This window comes from Curvibacter sp. GW821-FHT09D12, from assembly GCF_059416245.1.
In genome coordinates, this window is sequence record NZ_JBWKOU010000015.1 from 16495 (window position 1) to 38699 (window position 22205).

18 protein-coding genes and 1 pseudogene are annotated in these 22205 nt (G+C 63.3%); 12 read left to right on the top strand and 7 right to left on the bottom strand.

The window, feature by feature from the left end:
* Positions 1-17 precede the first annotated feature (17 nt).
* A pseudogene (locus tag AC07PT_RS21245) lies at positions 18-875 on the bottom strand (D-amino acid aminotransferase); the annotation flags it as partial.
* Between the two features lie 199 nt (positions 876-1074).
* On the opposite strand from AC07PT_RS21245, the gene AC07PT_RS21250 reads away from it, so the two are divergent.
* The 12 genes from AC07PT_RS21250 to AC07PT_RS21305 all read left to right on the top strand — a co-directional run bounded on the left by AC07PT_RS21250 (position 1075) and on the right by AC07PT_RS21305 (position 10486).
* A complete protein-coding gene (locus tag AC07PT_RS21250) occupies positions 1075-1548 on the top strand; it encodes an ATP synthase subunit I (protein WP_494657998.1) in 474 nt (157 codons plus the stop codon).
* Between the two features lie 36 nt (positions 1549-1584).
* Positions 1585-2463: a F0F1 ATP synthase subunit A gene (gene atpB / locus AC07PT_RS21255; RefSeq protein WP_492349601.1), complete on the top strand. Its 879-nt coding sequence runs from the start codon at positions 1585-1587 to the stop codon at positions 2461-2463.
* Between the two features lie 75 nt (positions 2464-2538).
* Positions 2539-2808 carry a F0F1 ATP synthase subunit C gene (atpE, locus tag AC07PT_RS21260; protein WP_007847749.1) on the top strand — a complete coding sequence of 90 codons (270 nt, stop codon included), beginning with the start codon at positions 2539-2541 and terminating at the stop codon, positions 2806-2808.
* 34 nt (positions 2809-2842) lie between these two features.
* Entirely contained in the window at positions 2843-3313 is a 471-nt protein-coding gene (locus AC07PT_RS21265) for a F0F1 ATP synthase subunit B (RefSeq protein WP_019575664.1), read from the top strand.
* A gap of 9 nt (positions 3314-3322) precedes the next feature.
* Positions 3323-3865 carry a F0F1 ATP synthase subunit delta gene (locus tag AC07PT_RS21270; RefSeq protein WP_019575665.1) on the top strand — a complete coding sequence of 181 codons (543 nt, stop codon included), beginning with the start codon at positions 3323-3325 and terminating at the stop codon, positions 3863-3865.
* Positions 3866-3910: 45 nt separating this feature from the next.
* Entirely contained in the window at positions 3911-5464 is a 1554-nt protein-coding gene (gene atpA, locus AC07PT_RS21275; protein WP_492349602.1) for a F0F1 ATP synthase subunit alpha, read from the top strand.
* A 40-nt stretch (positions 5465-5504) separates the two neighbouring features.
* A complete protein-coding gene (atpG, locus tag AC07PT_RS21280; RefSeq protein ID WP_492349603.1) occupies positions 5505-6371 on the top strand; it encodes a F0F1 ATP synthase subunit gamma in 867 nt (288 codons plus the stop codon).
* A gap of 41 nt (positions 6372-6412) precedes the next feature.
* Entirely contained in the window at positions 6413-7816 is a 1404-nt protein-coding gene (atpD, locus tag AC07PT_RS21285) for a F0F1 ATP synthase subunit beta (protein ID WP_492349604.1), read from the top strand.
* Positions 7817-7891: 75 nt separating this feature from the next.
* Positions 7892-8308, top strand: a complete 417-nt coding sequence (locus tag AC07PT_RS21290) for a F0F1 ATP synthase subunit epsilon (protein WP_492349605.1) — start codon at positions 7892-7894, stop codon at positions 8306-8308.
* A gap of 166 nt (positions 8309-8474) precedes the next feature.
* Positions 8475-8924, top strand: coding sequence for a YybH family protein (locus tag AC07PT_RS21295; RefSeq protein ID WP_492349606.1), 450 nt, complete (start codon positions 8475-8477; stop codon positions 8922-8924).
* Between the two features lie 25 nt (positions 8925-8949).
* The gene (locus AC07PT_RS21300; protein ID WP_494657999.1) at positions 8950-9930 is read left to right on the top strand and encodes a YheT family hydrolase; all 981 of its coding nucleotides are present in this window, start codon (positions 8950-8952) and stop codon (positions 9928-9930) included.
* 13 nt (positions 9931-9943) lie between these two features.
* Complete coding sequence (locus AC07PT_RS21305) at positions 9944-10486, top strand: DUF2946 family protein (protein WP_494658000.1); 543 nt, start codon at positions 9944-9946, stop codon at positions 10484-10486.
* A 110-nt stretch (positions 10487-10596) separates the two neighbouring features.
* Here the strand turns inward: AC07PT_RS21305 and AC07PT_RS21310 are convergent, their stop codons facing one another.
* The 6 genes from AC07PT_RS21310 to AC07PT_RS21335 all read right to left on the bottom strand — a co-directional run bounded on the left by AC07PT_RS21310 (position 10597) and on the right by AC07PT_RS21335 (position 22200).
* Complete coding sequence (locus AC07PT_RS21310) at positions 10597-11109, bottom strand: c-type cytochrome (RefSeq protein ID WP_494658001.1); 513 nt, start codon at positions 11107-11109, stop codon at positions 10597-10599.
* 362 nt (positions 11110-11471) lie between these two features.
* Positions 11472-12944, bottom strand: coding sequence for an efflux transporter outer membrane subunit (locus tag AC07PT_RS21315; protein WP_492349610.1), 1473 nt, complete (start codon positions 12942-12944; stop codon positions 11472-11474).
* Positions 12937-16077 (bottom strand): efflux RND transporter permease subunit, encoded by a 3141-nt coding sequence (locus AC07PT_RS21320; RefSeq protein ID WP_492349611.1) that lies wholly within the window; start codon positions 16075-16077, stop codon positions 12937-12939. Before AC07PT_RS21320 ends, AC07PT_RS21315 begins: the two co-directional genes overlap by 8 nt.
* A gap of 12 nt (positions 16078-16089) precedes the next feature.
* On the bottom strand, positions 16090-17328 hold the full coding sequence (locus tag AC07PT_RS21325) for an efflux RND transporter periplasmic adaptor subunit (protein ID WP_494658002.1): 1239 nt from the start codon (positions 17326-17328) through the stop codon (positions 16090-16092).
* A 251-nt stretch (positions 17329-17579) separates the two neighbouring features.
* Complete coding sequence (locus AC07PT_RS21330; RefSeq protein WP_494658003.1) at positions 17580-19034, bottom strand: efflux transporter outer membrane subunit; 1455 nt, start codon at positions 19032-19034, stop codon at positions 17580-17582.
* Positions 19027-22200 carry an efflux RND transporter permease subunit gene (locus AC07PT_RS21335; RefSeq protein ID WP_492349614.1) on the bottom strand — a complete coding sequence of 1058 codons (3174 nt, stop codon included), beginning with the start codon at positions 22198-22200 and terminating at the stop codon, positions 19027-19029. The genes AC07PT_RS21330 and AC07PT_RS21335 overlap by 8 nt, the downstream gene beginning before the upstream one ends.
* Between the last annotated feature and the right edge of the window lie 5 nt (positions 22201-22205).

The window sequence follows — 22205 nt, forward strand, 5'->3', positions numbered from 1 at the left end:
GGCGCCGCAGGGGCGCCTTGCTTGGCGCGTTGGTAGCCGGCATAGAGCTGGGCGTACACCGGCCCAGGGCGACCGCTGCCCACTGGTTGGTCGTCAAGGCGTGACACCGCCAGCACCTCCTTGGTGGCCGACGACAGCAGTACCTCGTCGGCGTTGCGCAATTCAGCCTCGCTGATGCGACGCAGTTCGAAGGGGATGTTGGCTTCTTTGCACAGGGTCTCGATCAGACCGTAGCGGATGCCTTCCAGTACCAGGCCATCGCGGGGCGCGCCCAGCACACGGCCATCCTTCACCACCCAGACATTGCTGGACGAGGCTTCGGTGAGGTAACCGTCCCGTAACAGGATGGTCTCGGTGGCGCCGGCTTCGACGCTGATCTGGCGCGCCAGCACGGCGCTGAGCAGGCTGGTGCTCTTGATGTGCCCTTTCTTCCAGCGGAAGTCTTCGGCTGTCACGCATGTCACGCCGTTTTCGCGGGCGGCGGCTGATTGAGCTTTCAGCGGGTTGATCATGGCGAACACCGTAGGGGTGATGCCTTGGGGCATGGCGTGATCGCGCGGAGCCACACCTCTGGAGACCTGGATGTAGACGGTCTCTTCGCCTGTGGCACTTGCGGCGTTGCGTTCGACCAGCGCATCTGCGATCTGGCGCCACTGTTCAGGCGTGTGGGGGTTGGGAATTTGCACCTCGGCCAGCGAGCGGAACAGTCGAGCCAGGTGTTCATCGAAGCGGAACAGGCGGCCCTGATAGACCGGAATGACCTCATAGATGCCGTCGCCAAAAATGAAGCCTCGGTCAAGCACGCTGATGCGGGCATCTTGGAGGGCGGTATAGTCGCCGTTGAGGTAGCAGAGGGTGTCGGGTAGTGCTTGCATGGTGAAATTATCCCCGCAGGCCTGAGGCCGTGCAGACGTGGCTGACCCAAGCTTGCCCATTCGCTCGACCTAAGTCAAAACACCTTTGACCTAGGGCCTTTCCCGAGTGGACTGCTTTACAAGCGTTGACGTTGCGGGTTTTTACTTATAATCAATGGCTTTGCTGAAATTCAGGCGTGTAACCCTGGCGTAACCAAGAATGAACACAATCGCGCCAGTTCCTGAAGATGAGGCGGAAGAGTCTGATTTCAAGCCGCTGACTGCTGAAGAAGCGCAGCAGCTTCGTGCAAGAATTGCGCCCGTTTCATTGGGGCGTGTTCTGGCGGTTCAGGCTCTGGTTGGGTGTCTGGTGGCAATGGCCGCCTGGGGCCTGACTGGACGGCCAGCAGCCGGTTGGACTGCTGCCTACGGCGCGATGGCGGTGGTGATTCCTGCCGCACTGTTCGCCCGAGGGGTGCGCAAGCACATGTCGTCTGGCAATCCGGGTACTGCGGTCACCGGGTTGTTTGGGTGGGAGCTCGTGAAGATCGTCCTGACGGTGGCCTTGCTGGCTGCTGCACCTTGGGTGTTGCCTGAGGTGGTCTGGCTGGCGTTGTTGGCCGGCATGGTCGTCACGCTGAAAATGTACTGGCTTGCACTGTGGGTGCAGACCAGGTCTGTTAAACCGACTTGACTCTTCGTTTGAAGAGTCAAAAGAAAGAGTTGAAAGATGAGCGCAGCAGAACACGGTCCGACAGCGAGTGAGTACATCGTTCACCACTTGCAGCATCTGCAGAACGTCCAGCAGAAGGCGATTGTTGATTTTTCAGTGATCAACTTTGATTCGTTGATCGTGGCCGGTCTGTTGGGCGTCGTCGCGCTGATCTTGCTCTTGACTGCTGCGCGCAAGGCCACCTCGGGCGTGCCGGGCCGTTTTCAAGCTGCTGTCGAAATCCTGGTTGAAATGGTCGACAACCAGGCCAAGGCCAACATCCACAGCGCCGAAAGCCGCAAGTTCATCGCTCCCCTGGGTCTGACGGTTTTTGTCTGGATCTTCCTGATGAACTTCATGGACATGCTGCCGGTCGATTTGCTGCCCGCACTTTGGGGCAAAGTCTACGAAGCCAATGGCGGTGAAGCCCATCATGCTTTCCTGCGCATCGTTCCCACGGCCGACCTCTCCACCACCCTGGGCCTGGCTTTTGCCGTCCTGCTGCTGCGCTTCTGGTACAGCATCAAGATCAAGGGCGCCGGCGGCTGGGCTCACGAACTGGTGTCTGCGCCTTTTGGCACCAGCAAGAACCCCATCTTTGCCCTGGTTCTGGGCGTGATCAACCTTTTGATGCAAATCATCGAATACGTCGCCAACACCGTGTCTCACGGCATGCGACTGTTCGGCAACATGTACGCTGGCGAGCTGGTGTTCATGTTGATCGCCTTGATGGGCGGCGCCGCTGCGCTCTCGCTCTCTGGTGTTCTGCTGCCTGTCGGCCACATCATCGCCGGCACCATCTGGACGCTGTTCCACATCCTCGTGATCACGTTGCAAGCCTTCATTTTCATGATGCTCGCGCTGATCTACCTGGGTCAGGCGCACAACGCCCACTAAGCGCTCACCAGGCGCCCTCTGATTTCGTTTCGTTTTTTCTTTCCTCAACCATCCGTTTCTTAATTAGGAGTCATCATGGAAAACATTCTCGGTCTCGTCGCTCTGGCTTGTGGTCTGATCGTTGGTCTGGGCGCTATCGGCGCTTCTATCGGCATCGCCCTGATGGGTGGCAAGTTCCTCGAATCGTCGGCTCGTCAGCCTGAACTGATCAACGAACTGCAAACCAAGATGTTCATCTTGGCCGGTCTGATCGACGCAGCCTTCCTGATCGGCGTGGCTATCGCTCTGCTGTTCGCCTTCGCCAACCCGTTTGCTTCGACCTTCTTGGCCAACCTGCCCAAGTAATTCCCGTTCAACGCCACTCTAGAAAGGTGTTGCCGTGAGTATCAATGCGACCCTGTTCATTCAGGCCATCGTATTCCTGATCTTGGTGTGGTTCACGATGAAATTCGTGTGGCCCCCGATCGCGAAAGCGCTGGATGAACGTGCCCAGAAAATCGCCGATGGTCTCGCTGCTGCCGACCGTGCCAAAACCGAACTCGCCGCTGCAGATCAGCGCGTGAAGAAGGAATTGGCCGCCGCCAGCACCGAAACTGCATCGCGTCTGGCTGATGCCGAGCGTCGTGCTCAGGCCATCATCGACGAGGCCAAGGCCCGTGCCACCGAAGAAGGCAACAAGATCGTTGCCGCTGCCAAGGCTGAGGCTGAGCAGCAATCGGTCAAGGCCCGCGAGGCCCTGCGTGAGCAGGTCGCCGTGCTGGCCGTCAAGGGTGCCGAGCAAATCCTGCGCAAGGAAGTCGATGCCGGCGTTCACGCCGATCTGCTGAATCGCCTGAAGACTGAGCTGTAAGGAGCAACCATGGCTGAACTCGCCACCATTGCCCGTCCTTACGCCGAGGCCTTGTTCAAGGCCAGCACTTCGACCGCAGGCGTTGATCTCAACGCCACGGCCGGCTGGCTGGACGAGCTGGCTGCGATTGCAGCCGACGCCCAGCTCAAGCAGTTTGCCGAGAGCCCGAAGGTCAGTGCCCAGCAGGTCTTTGACCTGGTGGCCGGCCTGACCAAGTACGTTCTGCCCGATCAGGGCAAGAACTTCCTGCGAACGGTGATCGACAACGGTCGTCTGCAGGCACTGCCCGAAGTCGCTGCCCAGTTCCGCAAGCTGGTCAATGCCCAGAGCGGTTCGTCGGATGCCGTTGTGTACAGCGCATTCCCGATCGATGGTGCTGCCCTGGCAGACCTCGCCGCCTCGCTCGAAAAGCGTTTTGGCCGCAAGCTCAACCTGACCGTCGAAACCGACAGCACCTTGATTGGTGGTGTCCGTGTGGCAGTGGGCGACGAAGTGCTCGACACCTCGGTCAAAGCGCGCCTCGAACAAATGAAAGCGGCCCTGGCCGCGTAACCGCGGCCTTGTGCCTCGGCTAAACAAAGAAAGAAGGAAAGAGTCATGCAACTCAATCCCGCAGAAATTTCTGAATTGATCAAGAGCCGCATCGAAGGGCTGGCTGGCAGCGCTGACATCCGCAACCAGGGCACCGTGGTGTCCGTGACCGACGGTATCGTTCGCGTGCATGGCCTGTCTGACGTGATGCAGGGCGAAATGCTCGAATTCCCGGCCAACGCTGAAGGCGTGCCTTCGTACGGTCTGGCCCTGAACCTGGAGCGCGACTCCGTCGGCGCCGTGATTCTGGGCGAGTACGAGCACATCTCCGAAGGCGACACCGTGAAGTGCACGGGCCGCATTCTGGAAGTGCCCGTGGGCCCCGAACTGATTGGCCGTGTGGTGAACGCCCTGGGCCAGCCTATCGACGGCAAGGGTCCGATCAACGCCAAGATGACCGACGTGATCGAAAAGGTGGCACCTGGTGTGATCGCCCGTGAATCCGTGGGTCAACCGCTGCAAACCGGTCTGAAGTCCATCGACTCGATGGTGCCCGTGGGCCGTGGTCAGCGCGAGTTGATCATTGGCGACCGCCAGACCGGCAAGACGGCCGTGGCCATCGACGCCATCATCAACCAGAAGGGCCAAGGCGTCACCTGCGTGTACGTCGCGATTGGTCAGAAGGCTTCGTCCATCAAGAACGTCGTGCGCTCTCTGGAGCAGGCAGGCGCCATGGACTACACCATCGTGGTGGCTGCCTCGGCTTCTGAATCGGCTGCCATGCAGTACGTGTCGGCCTACTCGGGCTGCACGATGGGCGAATACTTCCGCGACCGTGGTGAAGACGCGCTGATCGTTTATGACGATCTGTCCAAGCAAGCTGTGGCTTACCGTCAGGTTTCGCTGCTGCTGCGCCGTCCCCCAGGCCGTGAAGCTTTCCCTGGCGACGTGTTCTATCTCCACAGCCGTCTGCTCGAACGCGCCGCTCGCGTGAATGCCGACTACGTGGAAGCCTTCACCAAGGGCGAAGTCAAGGGCAAGACCGGTTCGCTGACCGCTCTCCCCGTGATCGAAACCCAAGCTGGTGACGTGTCTGCCTTCGTTCCGACCAACGTGATCTCGATCACTGACGGCCAGATCTTCCTGGAAACCAGCCTGTTCAACGCCGGTATCCGCCCCGCCATCAACGCCGGTATCTCGGTGTCGCGCGTCGGTGGTGCTGCCCAGACCAAGCTGATCAAGAACCTGTCCGGTGGTATCCGTACCGACTTGGCCCAGTACCGTGAACTGGCTGCCTTCGCGCAGTTCGCTTCCGACCTGGACGAAGCCACCCGCAAGCAGCTCGACCGCGGTGCCCGCGTGACCGAATTGCTCAAGCAGGCTCAGTACAGCCCGCAGCCCATTTCGCTGATGGGCGCTACGCTGTTCGCGGTCAACAAGGGTTTCCTGGACGACATCGACGTCAAGAAGGTTCTGGCCTTCGAACACGGCCTGCACCAGTTCCTGAAGACCAGCCATGCTGCCCTGCTCGCCAAGCTCGAGAAGGACAAGGCCATGGACAAGGACGCCGAAGCTGAAATGACCGCCGCCATTGGTGCGTTCAAAAAGTCGTTTGCTTAAGTAGCTCTCCAAGCACCCAACAAACGCTTTAGGAGCACATATGGCAGCAGGCAAGGAAATACGCGGCAAGATCAAATCGGTGGAAAACACCAAGAAGATCACCAAGGCCATGGAAATGGTGGCCGCATCCAAGATGCGCAAGGCGCAGGACCGGATGCGTGCTGCCCGTCCTTACAGCGAAAAGATCCGCAACGTTGCCGCCAACCTGGGTCAGGCCAATCCCGAGTACACGCACGCGTTCATGAAGACGAACGATGCGAAGACCTCTGGGGTGATCGTGGTCACGACCGACAAGGGTTTGTGCGGTGGCATGAACACCAACGTGTTGCGTGCCGTGACGACCAAGCTGCGCGAACTGCAAGGTGCAGGCGTGTCGGTGGAGGCTGTCGCCATCGGTAACAAGGGTCTGGGTTTCCTGAACCGTGTTGGCGCGAAAGTGGTTTCGCACGTCACGGGTCTGGGTGATACCCCGCATCTGGACAAGTTGATCGGCCCCGTGAAGGTGCTCTTGGATGCCTACGCAGAAGGCCGCATCAATGCGGTCTACCTGGGTTACACCAAGTTCATCAACACCATGAAGCAAGAGTCGGTGCTGGAGCAGCTGCTGCCCCTGTCCGCCGACCAGATGCAGGCTGAAAAGACCGAACATGGTTGGGACTACATCTACGAGCCCGATGCTCAGGCCGTCATCGACGATCTGCTGGTTCGGTACGTTGAATCCCTGATCTACCAGGCCGTGGCAGAAAACATGGCATCCGAACAGTCGGCGCGCATGGTGGCCATGAAGGCCGCGACCGACAACGCGGGCAGTGTCATCGGCGAATTGAAGCTGGTCTACAACAAGACCCGTCAGGCAGCGATCACGAAAGAACTTTCGGAAATCGTCTCCGGCGCGGCTGCGGTTTGACCCTCGTCGTCGTCACGGTTTAAAAATTTTTGGAGCAAAAAATGGCTCAAGTTCAAGGAAAAATTGTTCAGTGTATTGGCGCTGTGGTTGACGTGGAGTTTCCGCGTGACCAGATGCCCAAGATCTACGACGCTCTGAAGCTCGAAGGATCTACACTGACCCTGGAAGTTCAGCAGCAGCTGGGCGACGGCGTGGTGCGTACCATTGCGCTGGGTTCGTCCGACGGTCTGCGTCGTGGCCTGATCGTGACCAACACCCATGCACCCATCACGGTGCCTGTGGGCAAGGCCACTCTGGGTCGCATCATGGACGTGCTGGGCGCGCCTATCGACGAACGTGGTCCTGTCAGCCAAGAGCTGACCGCCTCGATCCACCGCAAGGCACCCGCTTATGACGAGTTGTCGCCTTCGCAAGAACTGCTGGAAACCGGCATCAAGGTGATCGATTTGGTCTGCCCGTTCGCCAAGGGCGGCAAGGTGGGTCTGTTCGGTGGTGCCGGCGTGGGCAAGACCGTGAACATGATGGAACTCATCAACAACATCGCCAAGGCTCACTCGGGTCTGTCGGTGTTCGCTGGTGTGGGTGAGCGTACCCGCGAAGGGAACGACTTCTATCACGAAATGGCCGATTCCGGCGTGGTGAACCTGGAGAACCTCGGCGAGTCCAAGGTGGCCATGGTTTACGGTCAGATGAACGAGCCCCCGGGCAACCGTCTGCGCGTGGCCCTGACCGGTCTGACCATTGCTGAATCGTTCCGCGACGAAGGTCGTGACGTGCTGTTCTTCGTGGACAACATCTACCGCTACACGCTGGCCGGTACCGAAGTGTCCGCTCTGCTGGGTCGTATGCCTTCCGCCGTGGGCTATCAGCCGACGCTGGCTGAAGAAATGGGCCGTCTGCAAGAGCGGATCACCTCGACCAAGGTGGGCTCGATCACTTCCATCCAGGCCGTTTACGTGCCTGCCGATGACTTGACCGATCCGTCGCCTGCCACCACCTTTGCCCACTTGGATTCCACTGTGGTGCTGAGCCGTGACATTGCCGCCCTGGGTATCTACCCCGCCGTGGATCCGCTCGATTCGACCAGCCGCCAGCTGGACCCGAACGTGGTGGGTGAAGACCACTACAGCACGGCCCGTGCCGTGCAGGGTACGCTGCAGCGCTACAAGGAACTGCGCGACATCATCGCGATTCTGGGTATGGACGAACTGGCACCAGAAGACAAGCTGGTGGTGGCCCGTGCTCGTAAGATCCAACGTTTCCTGTCGCAGCCTTTCCACGTGGCTGAAGTGTTCACCGGCTCGCCCGGCAAGTACGTGCCCCTGTCTGAAACCATCCGTGGTTTCAAGATGATTGTGGCCGGCGAGTGCGACCACCTGCCCGAGCAGGCCTTCTACATGGTTGGCACCATCGACGAAGCCTTCGAAAAGGCCAAGAAGATCTAAGGCCTTCTGTCATCGGAGAGTCGGGTTTGAAAAAGCCCCTCTCCGGTGCAGTCAAGCCTCCAGAAAAGGATTGCCATGGCAACCATTCATGTTGACGTTGTGAGTGCCGAAGAGTCGATCTTCTCGGGTGAAGCCAAGTTTGTGGCTTTGCCTGGTGAGGCAGGCGAACTCGGTATTCTGCCGGGCCACACGCCGCTCATCACCCGTATCAAACCCGGCTCGGTGCGCATCGAGACGGCCGATGGCGGTGAAGAATTCGTGTTCGTGGCCGGTGGCATTCTTGAAGTGCAACCGAACTGCGTGACCGTCCTGTCTGACACCGCGATCCGCGGCAAGGACCTCGACGAAGAAAAGGCCAAACAGGCCCGCGCTGCGGCCGAAGAGGCCATCAAGAACGCCAAGAGCGACATCGACTTGGCCCGTGCCCAGTCCGAGTTGGCCGTCATGGCTGCTCAGATTGCGGCACTGCGCAAGTTCCGTCAGAAGCGCTGAAGCGCCCCGGCTTTCGGCCATGCCCTGGTGCATGGCTCGGGCCTCGCATCAACCCCGTGCCCTCAACTGCACGGGGTTTTGTTTTTGGGGCGATTGACCGGCAAACTGCACCGCTTGCCCAAAGCGCGGCAGAATAAAGGCCCACAGCGAACCCGAGCCCATCGTCATGCCCAAAGCCAAACTTCAGGCCATCACCGTAGGCGGTTCCGCCGCTGAAGTTGAAGTGGCGTTTTACGACGCCTTGCAAAAAGGGGATGTCGGCCAGTTGATGGCATGCTGGGCAGACGAGGACGACATTGTTTGCGTGCATCCTGGGGGGGCCCGCCTGATTGGGGCCGGAGCCATCCGAGCCGCTTTTGAATCTCTGTTGGCCCAAGGCGCCGTGCCCATTCATCTGGAGCATGTGCAATGTGTGGAGGCGTTGGCCAGTTCGGTGCACAGTGTCATCGAACGCATTGAAATTGACACACCGGCGGGCCGGCACGAGGCCTGGGTGATCGCGACCAACGTTTACCACAAGACAGCTCAGGGATGGCGCATGGTGGCCCACCATGCCAGTCCCGGAACCCCACACAAGCCCTTGCCCTTGACGGATGGCCCTGCCGTCCTGCATTGAGGGGCCATGCAACTTGGCCGTGTTGATGAATTATGTCGCCCCCGCCTGGGTGCCAGGTGGCAATCTTCAAACCATCTGGCCGGCGCTCTTTTCCCGCCGCGTCTTTGGTCATGCGCCTCGGTACCGGCGAGAGCGTTGGAGCACGCCGGATGCCGACTTCATCGATGTCGATTTCCTGGAGCCTGGCGTGGGACCGGAGTCCGCAGCCTCGGCCCCCATGCTGGTGCTGTTTCATGGGCTGGAGGGGTCTTCCGGCAGCCACTACGCTGAGGCCTTTGCCGACTACGCCCGCGAGCGTGGCTGGGCCTACGCCGTGCCGCACTTTCGAGGTTGCAGTGGTGAAATCAACCTCGCCCCTCGCGCTTACCACTCGGGTGACCATGAAGAGATCGGTTGGGTGCTGTCTCGCGTGAAAGCCGCCCACAGGGGCCCCGTGATCGCCGTGGGGGTCTCATTGGGTGGCAATGCCTTGCTGCGCTGGGCCGAGGAAGCCGGCAGCACAGCGGCTCAGGTCGTGAAGGGCGTGGCCGCGGTCTGCTCACCGATTGATCTGGCCGCGGGTGGGTGGGCCATTGGGAGGGGCTTCAACCGGCTGGTGTACACGCGCATGTTCCTCAAGACCATGAAGCCCAAGGCCTTGCAGAAATTGGCGCAGTTTCCAGGCCTGTTTGACCCACAGGCCCTGGCCGAGGCGCGGGATTTGTACGAGTTTGACAACGTGTTCACCGCCCCTTTGCACGGCTTCCGCAGCACCGAAGATTATTGGGCGCGCGCGTCTGCCAAACCGCATCTGGCCAGCATTCGTTTGCCCACCCTGGTGGTCAACGCTCGCAATGATCCCTTTGTGCCGGCTTGGTGCCTGCCCGGTCAGGGTGAGGTTGGCCGGCACGTGACCTTGTGGCAACCCGCACACGGGGGGCACGTGGGCTTTCCGCATGGGCGGCTGCCGGGGCATGTACGCGGCATGCCCGACGCCGTGGGCGGCTGGTTGGCAGACCACATTTGAATCAGGAAGCGATATGGATGACATCGTTCGACAGGCCATGGCCAAGTGGCCCAACGTGCCTGACTGCTATGGTTGGCTGGGCCTGGATGCGCGTGGCCAGTGGTACATGCGTGACGACCGTGCGCAGGCCCTTGGCAGCTTCGCCAGTGGCCAACCGGGTGCCCGTGGCTCCGTGTTGCGGCACGACAAACTGATCGACTTCATTCAGCGCAATTACGAGCCCGATGCCCGGGGCTGCTGGTATTTTCAGAACGGGCCTCAGCGCGTCTATGTTGAGCTGGAAGCCACGCCATGGATCTGGCGCATCAATGACGCTTTGCAGGTCAGCAGCCACTCGGGCCGCGAGGCTCAGGTGCAACACTGTCTGCTGGACGAACAGGGCCGGGTCTACCTGGGGACTGATCTGGGCCTGGGGCTGGTGCACACCCTCGATGTGGGCCATGTTGCCAATGCCGTGGAGGCGGGCCTTTGGACGCCGACGGAAGTGGCCTCAGACAGCCTGCCCACCCGCTTTGGCTATGTCCTGAGCCCCGCTGCGGGCAGTACCGCGCCGTGATCCATGAATGCTGCCGTCGCGGCAGAGCCAAAGACAGATGCAGAAATGAAAAAGCCGGCTCATGAGACCGGCTTTTCACACTGGCAGCCCGAGGGCTACGGCAGGATGCCTTATTTGGCTTCTTCGGCGGCTGGCGCCTTGGGTTCGGGGAAATTGGCACCGCCATTGTTGGCCATGTAGGCCACGCCACGCGCCACTTCAACGTCAGAGAAATCGCCGCCGCCCTGAGCGCCCATGGCACCCTTGCCCTTGAGGGCAGAATTCACCAGCGATTCGAAACCGGTCTTGATGCGCGGAGCCCAGGCCGCTGCGTCGCCAAACTTCGGCGAGCCTGCTGCACCCGTGGCGTGGCAGGCTGAGCATTGGGCTTTGAACACTTCTTCGCCAGAGCGCAGAGGGCGGTTGGCATCGCGAATGTCCACTGCGCCCACCTTTTGAATGCGTTCGGCCAGAGCCCGCTCTTCATTGCCGGAACCCACCGCCGGCTTGTTGCCCGAGGTGACATACGCGACCAAGCCGATGATCAGAAACACCGGGATGACAAACGAAAAAATAACCGCCACCAGCAGTTGCTTGGGGTTTTTGATCGGGCCGGTGTGTGCGTCTTCGTGGATGTCGCTCATGGCGTCCTCAATGTTGTGGTAAGGCTTGAAACTTAACTTTTGATTATAACGACGGGGCACCCTTGGCTGACCAGGGGCTTGCCCCGAGGGTGTTGCATGCAAGCCAAGTTGATCGCTTGTGTCGGGCCTGATTCGCTGCGGCGTGCGTGAAGGTCATGCGTCCGTCACATCTGCCGCTTACGCTCAAACCCGTGAACCAGTCGGGCTTGGCACGCACCTGAACTTCGGTGCTGGTGCCGCTGGGCCAGCGGTTGAATGAGGGGGGGCGCCACCTGCGCTTGGGCGCAGGCCGGGGTGCTCCATTGCGACGGGATGGCGCCGGAAGGCGCCGTCCCGCTTTTTTGGGCCTGTCTTTCGGCTGCTCATGTCGGATCCGATGAGCGCCGGTCCGCGCGCCAGTGGCCGCCGAGCACCTGATAGACCGAAACCTGGTTTTGCAGCCGATTGAGTTGCGCCTGCACCCGTTGCTGTTTCTGGCTCAGCCAATTGCGTTGGCTGGCCAGCCAATCGAGTCGGCTGCTCACGCCCATCTCCAGGCTGCGTTCGGCCAGGTTCGCCTGGGCCTGCGCCGCCGTGGTCTGACGCTCGGCCGCATCGAGTTGCTGCACAACGGCCTGACGTTCGGCCAGTGCGTCTGCCACCTCGCGGAAAGCCGATTGGATGGCTTTTTCGTACTGGGCGGTGGCGATGTCGCGGCCCACTTTGGACGCGTCCACCTGGGCTTGGTTCTGCCCCGCATCCAACAGCGGCAGACTGGCCTGGGGTGCCAGTGTGAAGCCCTGCGAGCCGCTCTTGAACAGCCCCGAGAGTTGGGGGCTCAGACTGCTGACGCCGGCGGTCAGGCTGATGCGGGGGAACAGGGCAGCCCGGGCTGCGCCCACATTGGCATTGGCGGCGACCAACGCCTGCTCGGCCTGGGCCACGTCGGGCCGCCGCAGCAGCAGTTCGGAGGGCAGGCCTGGCGCCAGGTCGGCCCAGGGGGACACATCCAGGGTGCTGGCGTCCAGGCTGTCGTGCAGGGGAACCGAGTCGGGCAGACCCAGCAACAACTGCAGCGCGTTTTCATCGCGTTGGTGCTGCAGCTCACCCTGGGCCAGGGCTGCACGTGCGGCCTGGGTCTGGCTTTCGGCCTGCAGCAAATTCTGTCGCGCCAACGTGCCGTGCTGCGCTGCGCGCTGGGTCAGTTGCAGGGTGGCTTCCAGGTTGAGCATCGTCTCGCGCAGCAAGGCCAACTGGGCCTCATCGGCCAGCAAGGTCAACCAACCCGTGGCCACACTGGCAATCAGGCTCAGGCGGGCACTTTCGTAGGCCTGGGTACTGCCCAAGTATTGGGCCAGGGCCTGTTCCTTCAGGCTGGCCACACGCCCGAAAAAGTCGAGTTCGAAGGCCGTCACGGTCAACCCGACCGAGTAGCTGCTGCCTTGCACCGTGCCCATGGTCGTGGCCACGGGCGCACGTGACCCGCCTGCCGATCCATTCAAGGTTGGCCACTGATTGGCGCGGCTGATCTGAAACTGGGCCCGGGCCTGTTCCACCTTGAGGGCTGTCACCCGCAGGTCACGGTTGTTGGCCAAGGCCTGGGCGATCAAGGGCTGCAGCCGGGCGTCGCTGAAATAGTCCGCCCAGTCCCCGTTGCGGACAGGCCCTGCCGAGTCCTGCGCCGATCCCGAGGCAGGCCACTGCGCCGGCAGCGACACGACAGGCCGCTGGTAGTCCGGCAACTGGCTGCAGGCGGCCAGCAGCCAGGGCAGGGCCAGAAGATGCAGGCGCTGAGGCAGACGCAGGCGCACGGCAGGCAACGCTGGTTTGGTGGGGTGGAGCAAGGGCTCAGTCATGCGGGACTCCAGGCAAAGGATGGGCCGCTGGTTGGGCACGCCTGGGCTTGAACAAGGTGCGTACCACCACAAAAAACACCGGCACAAAGAACACGGCCAGCGTCGTACCGACCAGAATGCCACCCAGCACCCCGGTGCCAATCGCGCGCTGGCTGGCAGCGCTGGCGCCATGGGCAATGGCCAGTGGCAGCACTCCCAGCCCAAAGGCCAGCGAGGTCATGATGATGGGGCGAAAGCGCAGTCGCACGGCTTCCAGCGTGGCCTCCAGCAGGCCCTTGCCGGCGGCCTGGGTGTCTTTGGCGTACTCCACGATCATGATCGCGTTCTTGGCCGACAGACCGATGATGGTGATCAGGCCCACTTGAAAGTACACGTCGTTCGAGTAACCGCGCAACAGGGTGGCCAACACCACCCCCAGCAAGCCCAGGGGGACCACCAGGATCACCGACAGCGGGATCGTCCAGCTCTCATACAAGGCGGCCAGACACAGAAACACCGACAGCAGCGCGAAGCCATACAGCACCGTCGACTGCGATCCCGCCTGGCTCTCCTGCAAGGACTGTCCGGTCCACTCGTAGCCGAAGCCCTCGGGCAACTCGCCCGCCAGGCGTTGCATCTCGGCCATGGCCTCCCCGCTGCTGTGGCCCGGGGCTGCACTGCCGCTGAAGCGCACGGCGTCGTAGCCGTTGTAGCGCACGGCCTGCATGGGGCCGTTTTGCCAGTGGGTGGTGGCGAAGGTGGACAGCGGCACCAAAGCGCCCGTGTTGCTGGGCACCTGGAACTGCAACAAGTCTTCACCCTGCATCCGGTGCGCCGCATCAGCCTGCACCACCACGCGCTGCATGCGGGCCTTGCTCGGGAAGTCGTTCACATAGCTGCTGCCCAGCAGGGCTGACAAAGCGGCGTTGATGGCAGAAAAGCTCACGCCCTGGGCCTGGGCCTTGTCGCGGTCGATCTGCAGGTGCAGTTGCGGGGCATCGTCCAACCCGTCCACCCGCACCTGTGACAACAGCGGGCTCTTGGCCGCTGCGGCCTGCAATTGGGCGCGTGCGGCCATCAAGGCCTCGTGGCCTTTGCCACCGCGGTCCTGTAGCCGGAAGGTGAATCCGGTGGAGTTGCCCAATTCGGGAATCGGGGCTGGGTTCAGTGGCAGGATGAAGGCGTCGCGCACCTGCATCAGGGCCCCGAAGGCCCGCCCGACCACGGCCTGCGCCGAATGTTCCGGGCCTTGACGATCCGACCAATCCTTGAGCGTGACGAAGGCGAGCCCGGCATTTTGTCCGCTGCCTGAAAAGCTGAACCCCAGCACGCTCACCATGCTCTTCACCTCTGGCTGCGCGAGCACGTAGCGCTCCACGTCCTGCATCACCTCCAGCGTGCGGTTTTGCGAGGCCCCGGCCGGCAGTTGGGCGTTGATCAGGATGCTGCCCTGGTCTTCATCGGGCAGAAAGGCCGTGGGAAGACGCTCAAAGACCAGCAGGGCGGCACCGATGAGCGCCCCATACAGCACCAGATAGCGTGCGCTGCGTTGGAGCAGGCGCGTCACCGTGCTCTCATAGCCCGAGGCGGTGCGCGAGAAGCCCCGATTGAACCAGCCGAAGAACCCCTTGCGCTCGTGCTGGGTGCCCGCGGGAATCGGCTTCAGCATTGAGGCACACAGTGCAGGCGTCAAGGTCAGCGCCAGAAAGGCCGAGCAGGCGATCGAGGACACCATGACCACCGAGAACTGGCGATAGATGTTGCCCACGGCGCCGGCAAAAAAGGCCAGCGGCACAAACACCGAGATCAGCACCACGGTGATCCCCACAATGGCACCGGAGATCTGGCCCATGGCCTTGCGGGTGGCTTCCATCGGTGCAAGCCCTTCGTCGGCCATGATGCGCTCGACCGCCTCAACCACCACGATGGCGTCATCCACCACGATGCCGATCACCAGCACCATGGCAAACATGGTCAGCACGTTGATCGACAGGCCCATCACCAGCATCGTGGTGAACCCGCCCAGCAGGGCCACCGGCACCACGATGGCCGGGATGATTGTGTAGCGCACGTTCTGCAGAAACACGAACATCACCACAAATACCAGCACCAGGGCTTCGAACAGCGTTTCGGTCACCTGGCTGATGGAGATTCGCACAAAGTTGGAGGTGTCGTAGGGAATCGCCCACTTCATGCCCTTGGGAAAGTAGTGCTCCAACTCGCCCATCTTCTGGCGCACTGCGGTGGCCGTGGCCAGGGCGTTGCCGGTGCTTGACAACTGCACGCCCAGGCCCGAAGCCGGCACCCCGTTGAGCCGGGCCGAAGTGGCATAACTGGAACCGCCCAGCTCGACCCTGGCCACGTCGCGCAGGCGCACGGTGGAGCCATCGGGGTTGGCACGCAGCACGATGCGGCCAAAGTCTTCGACCGAGGCCAGCTGACCACTGACCACCACGGTGGCCGAGATCTCCTGACTGGGCAATTGGGGCAGGTCACCGATCGCCCCCGAGGCCACTTGCGCGTTTTGCGCCGCGATGGCGGCGTTCACGTCGGCCGGCGACAGCTTGTAGCTGACCAGCTTGGCCGGGTTGAGCCAGATCCGCATGGCGTGTTCGGCACCAAACTGCTGCACCTGCCCGACGCCCGCCAGGCGCTGGATCTCGGGCACCACGTTGCGGGCCACGTAGTCGCCGATCTCGATCGGACCGAAGGCCGGGTCGTCTGAAGACAGCAGGGCAAACAACAAAAAGTTGTTCGACGCCTTGGACACCACCACGCCTTGCTGATTCACGGCCGCAGGCAGGCGTGGCGTGGCCCGGCTCAGGCGGTTCTGCACATCCACCTGGGCCAGTGCCGGGTCGGTGCCCGGCTCAAAACTCAGGGTGAGGGTGCCGGTGCCATCGGCTTGGGCCACCGACTCCATGTACATGAGGCCGGTCGCACCGTTCATTTGCTGTTCGATCACACTGATCACGCTGTTCTTGAGCGTTTCGGCCGACGCCCCCGGGTAGCTGGCGTTGAGCACGATGGTGGGGGGCGCCACCGTGGGGTACTGGGCAATCGGCAGTTGGGTCAGGGAGACACAGCCCAGCACGACCACGAACAGCGCAATCACCCAAGCGAAGATGGGTCGGCTGATGAAGAAATTGGACATGGCGCAGCTTTCTCAGGGCTTGACGCCCGGGGCGGGCGGCGTGGCTGCCGGGGGCGCTTTCCAGGGCACGGGCTTCACTGGGGCGTTGCCGCGCAATTTCTGGAAGCCGTCCACCATCACCTGTTCCCCCGCCTTCAGCCCGCTCAGCACCACCCATTGGCCCGACACGGCCTGGGCGATCTGCACGGCTCTGACACCGACGGCCCCATCGGGGGCCACCACCATGACCGTGTTGCCGGTCTGGGTGCGGGTCACGGCCTGTTGGGGCAGCAGCAGGCCATCGCTGGCGCGTGCTTGCTCCAGCCTCACACGCGCAAACAGCCCGGGCATCAGCAAGCGATCGGGGTTGGGCACTTCAGCGCGAAGCGTCACCTGGCCCGAGCTGGCGTCCACGGTAACGCCTGAGAAAAACAGCTTGCCCGGGCGTGGATACTCACTGCCGTCAGGCAGCACGATGCGCACGCTGGCGGCCTGGGTACCTTGGGCGCGCTTGAGCTGCCCCTGGGCCAGGCTGCGTTGCAGGCGCAGCACCTCGTCGGCCGACTGAGTGAAGTTGACGTACACCGGATCCAGTTGCTGCACGGTGGTCAGGGGCGTGACCTGGCCCTGGCCGACCAGCGCGCCTTCGGTCACCAGGGTCTGGCCCACGCGGCCGGCAATCGGGCTGCTGACCCGGGCATAGCCCAGGTTCAGGCGCGCGGTTTGCACACCGCTTCGTGCGCCGGCCAGATCGGCCGTGGCCTGCTGTACCGCCAGCCGCGCAGCGACCAGGGCCTGCTGGCTCACGGCGCCGTCCTCGGCCAGGGGCCCGTAGCGTTGCAGCACATCCTGAGCCTGGGCCAGGGCTGCTTCGGCTTTCAGCACATTGGCCTGCGCGCTGTCGTGTGCCAGTTGAAAGGGCTCGGGGTCGATCTGGTAAAGCGCTTGTCCGGCCTGCACCTCGCTGCCTTCTTCAAACAGGCGCGCTTGCAGGATGCCCGCCACCCGTGCCCCGATCTGTGCCACCCGGTACGGCTCGATGCGACCGGGCAATTCGGTCTGCAAGCCGACCGGCCCTGGCTCAACCACCACCACACCTACCTCGGGCGGTGGCATCGCGCCCTGCGGCGGAGATTTGCCGGCGCGTTCACAGGCGCTCAACAGGGTGGTCAAGGCCAGGCACAGGGCCAGCGGGAGTGCGGGCCACCTGGCTTGCACCAAGGCACGGCTGCGTGCAGGCTGTCGGGTGGCCGCGGGGGGCGTTTCGGGCATGGCTGTCCTTCGGGGGCGAGGGGGGGCGAACGGGGTTCGCCGCATCATCCGCCGGGGTCAGGGCTCGTAAATGCAACAAGTGCAAGCCTGGCTTGCGGCTTTGTGGGCATTTGTTGCCGAAAGCCAGGCCGCCAAAAAGAAAGGCCCCGAGCCGGGGCCTTAAGCGCGTGTTGAATGTCTCGCACGATCCGTGGAAGACTTTGAGCCCGCTCTCAGGGGGCAGGGCGGTGGTGACCGCCGCTGCAGGGGGCTCAATGCGTGGGCTGTTGGGGGGCCGCGGCCACCCCATCGGTCCAGCCCCCCCCGAGCACCTTGTACAGGGTGACCTGGGTTTGCAACTGGCTCAGGCGTGTCTGCACCAGGGCCTGCTGGGCGGTGAACAGCGAACGCTGCGCGTCCAGCAGATCGAGGTAGCTGGCCACGCCATTGCGGTAGCGCAGGTCCGACAACTCGGTCTGCCGCGTGGTGGCTTTCACCAAGGCCTGCTGGGCCCGCAGTTGGTCGCCCAGGGTGTCACGCCCGGCGAGGGCGTCGGCCACCTCGCGGAAGGCTGTCTGGATGGCTTTCTCATACTGTGCCACGGCAATGTCGCGGGCGGCCTGCGCCGTTTCCACGCCCGCCTGGGTGCGGCCGGCATTGAAGAGGGGCACCGACAACTGGGGCGAAAGGGTATAGCCCCAGGAGCCGCTCTTGAACAGGCCCGACAAGGCGCTGCTGGCGCTGCCGATGCCGGTGGTCAGGCTGATGGTCGGGAAAAACGCCGCGCGTGCCGCACCGATGTTGGCGTTGGCCGCGATCAGCGACTGTTCGGCCTGGCGGATGTCCGGGCGCTTGATCAGCAACTCAGAGGGCAGGCCCACGGGCACCTCGGGCAGCGTTGCCTGACTCAGGTGGGCCTGGCGCAGGGCCTGGCGTGCATCGTCGGGCAGGCCCTGGCCCAAGACCAGCACCAGGGCGTTTTCGTCCTGGGCGCGCTGGCGCACTTGTTGGGCCAGCGTGGCGCGGGCGCTCTCCACCAGCGATTCGGCCTGACGCAAGTCCAGCTCGGAGGCCGAGCCCTGGTCAAAGCGCAGCCGGGTCAGCTTGAGTGAGTCTTCCCGCGTGGCCAGGGTGCGGCCCGACAGGTCGAGCAACTCCTCGTCGGCCACCAGGGCCAGCCAGGCGTTGGCCACCGTGGCCACCAGGCTGATCTGGGCTGCCTTGCGGGCCTCGCCCGTGGCCAGGTACTGGGCTTGAGCCTGCTCCTTCAGCGCCTGCAGGCGGCCGAAGAAATCGATCTCCCAGGACGATACCAGCAGGCCACCGGTGTAGACACTGGTGGTACCGCCGCTGGTGTTGGGGGTGCGCGAGCCCGAGATCACGCCGTTGACCGCAGGCAACTGGTTGGCCCGTGCGATCTGCAGCGCGGCGCGGGCCTGTTCGATGTTGAGCACTGACACGCGCAGGTCGCGGTTGTTGTCCAGCGCCAGGGCGATCAGACGGCGCAGCGCCGGGTCGCTGAAGTAATCCTGCCAGGCCAGGTCGGCCGCGGCCTTGTTGCCGGCGGCCTGGGCTACATCGGCCTTCAGCGCCGGAAACTGTTCGGCCACCGGGGCGGCCGGGCGCTGGTAGGCCGGGATCATGCTGCAGCCGCCCAGCAGGGCGCTCAGGGCCAGCGCCACGGGCGCCAGGGGCAGGCGGAGTCGCCAGCTTGGGGTTTTACGCATGGTCTTGGCCTCCTGCGGCTTCGGCCACACCGGCCTGTCGAGCATGTTCTGCATAGATCTGGCGCTGGCGCTCGCTGCCCTTGAACAGCTTGCGCACCACCACAAAGAAGATGGGCACAAAGAACACCGCCAAGGCGGTGCCGGTGATCATGCCGCCCACCACGCCGGTGCCAATGGCACGCTGGCTGGCCGAGCCGGCGCCCGTGGCGATGGCCAGCGGCACCACGCCCAACATGAAGGCCAGCGAGGTCATCACGATGGGGCGGAAGCGCAGGTGCGCCGCCGCCAGGGCCGACTCGATCACACCGCGGCCCTGCGCTTGCAGGTCCTTGGCAAACTCGATGATCAGAATCGCGTTCTTGGCCGACAGGCCGATGATCGTGATCAGACCCACCTGGAAGTACACGTCGTTCGAATACGCCCGCAGCCAGGTGGCCAGCAGCACGCCCAGCACGCCCAGCGGCACCACCAGAATCACCGACAGTGGGATCGACCAGCTTTCGTACAAGGCGGCCAGGCACAGGAACACGGCCAGCACGGCAAAGCCGTACAGGATCACGGCCTGCGAGCCGGCCAGCTTCTCCTCACGCGACTGGCCTGTCCATTCGTAGCCAAAGCCTGCCGGGAGTTGTGCGGCCAGCTTCTCCATCTCGGCCATGGCCTCGCCGGTGCTGCGTCCGGGCGCTGCACCGCCGCTGATGCGCACGGCCGGGTAGCCGTTGTAGCGCACGGTCTGCATGGCACCGTTCTCCCAGCGGGTGCTGGCAAAGGTGGACAAGGGCACCAATTGACCGGCACTGTTGAGCACGCGCAGTTGCAGGATGTTGTCTGGCTGCATGCGCGCTGGCGCATCGGCTTGCACCACCACGCGTTGCAGACGGCCCTGGTTCGGGAAGTCGTTCACGTAGGTGGAACCCAGCGCGGTGGACAGGGCCGAGTTGATCGCGTTGAACGGCACGCCCAGGGCCTGGGCCTTGTCGCGGTCGATGTCGATCTGGAGCTGAGGCGCGTCTTCCAGGCCGTCGGGGCGCACCTGGGTCAGCACCGGGCTCTTGCTGGCCATGCCCAGCAACTGGTTGCGCGCATCGATCAGGGCCTTATGGCCCTTGCCGGCGCGGTCCTGCAGGCGGAACGTGAAGCCGCTGGCGTTGCCCAACTCAGGGATCGGTGGCGGGCTGAGCGGAAAGATGAAGGCATCGCGGATGCCCATCAGCGCGCCGAAGGCACGGCCGGCCAAAGCCTGGGCCGAGTGCTCTTCGCCATGGCGCTCGTCCCAGGGCTTCAGGGTCACAAAAGCCAGCGCGGCGTTCTGGCCCTGGCCCGAGAAGCTGAAGCCCAGCACGCCGACCATGCTCTTCACCTCAGGCTGCTTCAGGATGAAGCCTTCCACCTGTTCCATCACGCTGCGGGTGCGTTCGACTGTGGCGCCCGGGGGCAGTTGCACGTTCACCAGCATCGTGCCCTGGTCCTCGTTGGGCAGGAACGAGGTGGGCAGGCGCATGTAAACCACCACGGCAGCCGCACCGATGGCGACATAAATCAGCATGAAGCGGCCGGCCCGCTTGAGCAGCTTGGCCACCCAGCCTTCATAGCCCTTGGCGGCCCGGCTGAAGCCTCGGTTGAACCAGCCGAAGAAGCCCTTCTTCTCGTGGTGATGCCCGGCCTCGACCGGCTTGAGCAGCGTGGCGCACAGCGCCGGCGTGAGCGACAGCGCCAGGAAGGCCGAGAAGGCGATCGACGACACCATCACGGCCGAGAACTGGCGGTAGATGTTGCCCACCGAACCGCTGAAGAAAGCCAGCGGCACGAACACCGAGATCAGCACCACGGTCACGCCGATGATGGCGCCCGAGATCTGGCCCATGGCCTTGCGCGTGGCCTGCAGCGGGGGCAGGCCTTCCTCGCTCATGATGCGTTCGACGTTCTCCACCACCACGATGGCGTCGTCCACCACGATGCCGATCACCAGCACCATCCCGAACATGGTCAGCACGTTGATCGAGAAACCCAGGGCCAGCAGTGTGGCAAAGGTGCCCAGCAGGGCCACGGGCACCACGATGGTCGGGATCAGGGTGTAGCGCCAGTTCTGCAGGAACAGGAACATCACCAGGAACACCAGCACCACGGCTTCGACCAGGGTCTCGGCCACCTGAGACAGCGAGATCTTGACGAAGCCCGAACTGTCATACGGAATGGCGTAGGACACGCCGGCCGGGAAGTAGCGCTGCAGGTCTTCCATCTTGGCCTTCACCGCCTTGGCAGAAGCCAGGGCGTTGCCCGAGGGGGTCAGCTGGACACCGATGCCGGTGGCCGGCTTGCCGTTCAGGCGGGCCGAGGTGGCGTAGGTCTGGGCCCCCAGCTCGATGCGGGCCACATCCTTGAGGCGCACGGTCGAGCCGTCGCCATTGGCGCGCAACACGATGCGGCCGAACTGCTCCACCGAGGCCAGTTGGCCCTTCACCACCACCGTGGCGGCAATGCCCTGGCCGGTGATGTTGGGCAGATCGCCGATGGCGCCAGAAGACACCTGGGCGTTCTGGGCCGTGATCGCGGTGTTCACGTCGGCGGGCGCCAGGCCATAGCCGGTGAGCTTGGCCGGGTCGATCCACACCCGCATGGCGCGCTCGGTGCCGAACAACTGGGCCTGGCCGATGCCGGGCAGGCGCTGGATTTCGGGGATCACGTTGCGCGAGGCATAGTCGCCCAGCGCGATCGGGTCCAGTGCGCCGTTGTCCGACGACAGCATGATGAACAGCAGGAAGTTGCTGCGTGACTTGTCCACGCGCACCCCCTGTTGCGTCACTGCTGCCGGCAGGCGTGGCGTGGCGCGCGAAAGCCGGTTCTGCACGTCCACCTGGGCCAGGTCGGGGCTGGTCGAAGGGTCAAAGCTCAGCGTGATCGTGCCGGTGCCGTCCGCCTGGCTGACCGACTCCATGTAGAGCAGCCCCGGAGAGCCGTTCATTTCACGCTCAATCACACTGATCACGCTGTCTTCCAGCGTCTGGGCCGAGGCCCCTGGGTAGCTGGCGCTGATCACCACCGAGGGCGGTGCCACCGGTGGGTATTGAGAAATGGGTAGCTGGGTGATGGACACCCCGCCCAGCACCAGGATGAACAGAGCGATCACCCAGGCAAAGATGGGCCTGTCAATGAAGAATTTCGCCATGAATC

Bases quoted from the DNA above. Each gene is read 5' to 3' on its own strand.
- AC07PT_RS21300 (WP_494657999.1), top strand. From the start codon at position 8,950: ATGAATTATGTCGCCCCCGCCTGGGTGCCAGGTGGCAATCTTCAAACC.
- AC07PT_RS21320 (WP_492349611.1), bottom strand. From the start codon at position 16,077: ATGTCCAATTTCTTCATCAGCCGACCCATCTTCGCTTGGGTGATTGCG.
- atpB (WP_492349601.1), top strand. From the start codon at position 1,585: ATGAGCGCAGCAGAACACGGTCCGACAGCGAGTGAGTACATCGTTCAC.
- AC07PT_RS21290 (WP_492349605.1), top strand. From the start codon at position 7,892: ATGGCAACCATTCATGTTGACGTTGTGAGTGCCGAAGAGTCGATCTTC.
- AC07PT_RS21250 (WP_494657998.1), top strand. From the start codon at position 1,075: ATGAACACAATCGCGCCAGTTCCTGAAGATGAGGCGGAAGAGTCTGAT.
- AC07PT_RS21315 (WP_492349610.1), bottom strand. From the start codon at position 12,944: ATGACTGAGCCCTTGCTCCACCCCACCAAACCAGCGTTGCCTGCCGTG.
- atpA (WP_492349602.1), top strand. From the start codon at position 3,911: ATGCAACTCAATCCCGCAGAAATTTCTGAATTGATCAAGAGCCGCATC.
- AC07PT_RS21270 (WP_019575665.1), top strand. From the start codon at position 3,323: ATGGCTGAACTCGCCACCATTGCCCGTCCTTACGCCGAGGCCTTGTTC.
- AC07PT_RS21305 (WP_494658000.1), top strand. From the start codon at position 9,944: ATGGATGACATCGTTCGACAGGCCATGGCCAAGTGGCCCAACGTGCCT.
- atpE (WP_007847749.1), top strand. From the start codon at position 2,539: ATGGAAAACATTCTCGGTCTCGTCGCTCTGGCTTGTGGTCTGATCGTT.
- AC07PT_RS21330 (WP_494658003.1), bottom strand. From the start codon at position 19,034: ATGCGTAAAACCCCAAGCTGGCGACTCCGCCTGCCCCTGGCGCCCGTG.
- AC07PT_RS21325 (WP_494658002.1), bottom strand. From the start codon at position 17,328: ATGCCCGAAACGCCCCCCGCGGCCACCCGACAGCCTGCACGCAGCCGT.
- AC07PT_RS21335 (WP_492349614.1), bottom strand. From the start codon at position 22,200: ATGGCGAAATTCTTCATTGACAGGCCCATCTTTGCCTGGGTGATCGCT.
- AC07PT_RS21310 (WP_494658001.1), bottom strand. From the start codon at position 11,109: ATGAGCGACATCCACGAAGACGCACACACCGGCCCGATCAAAAACCCC.
- atpG (WP_492349603.1), top strand. From the start codon at position 5,505: ATGGCAGCAGGCAAGGAAATACGCGGCAAGATCAAATCGGTGGAAAAC.
- AC07PT_RS21295 (WP_492349606.1), top strand. From the start codon at position 8,475: ATGCCCAAAGCCAAACTTCAGGCCATCACCGTAGGCGGTTCCGCCGCT.
- atpD (WP_492349604.1), top strand. From the start codon at position 6,413: ATGGCTCAAGTTCAAGGAAAAATTGTTCAGTGTATTGGCGCTGTGGTT.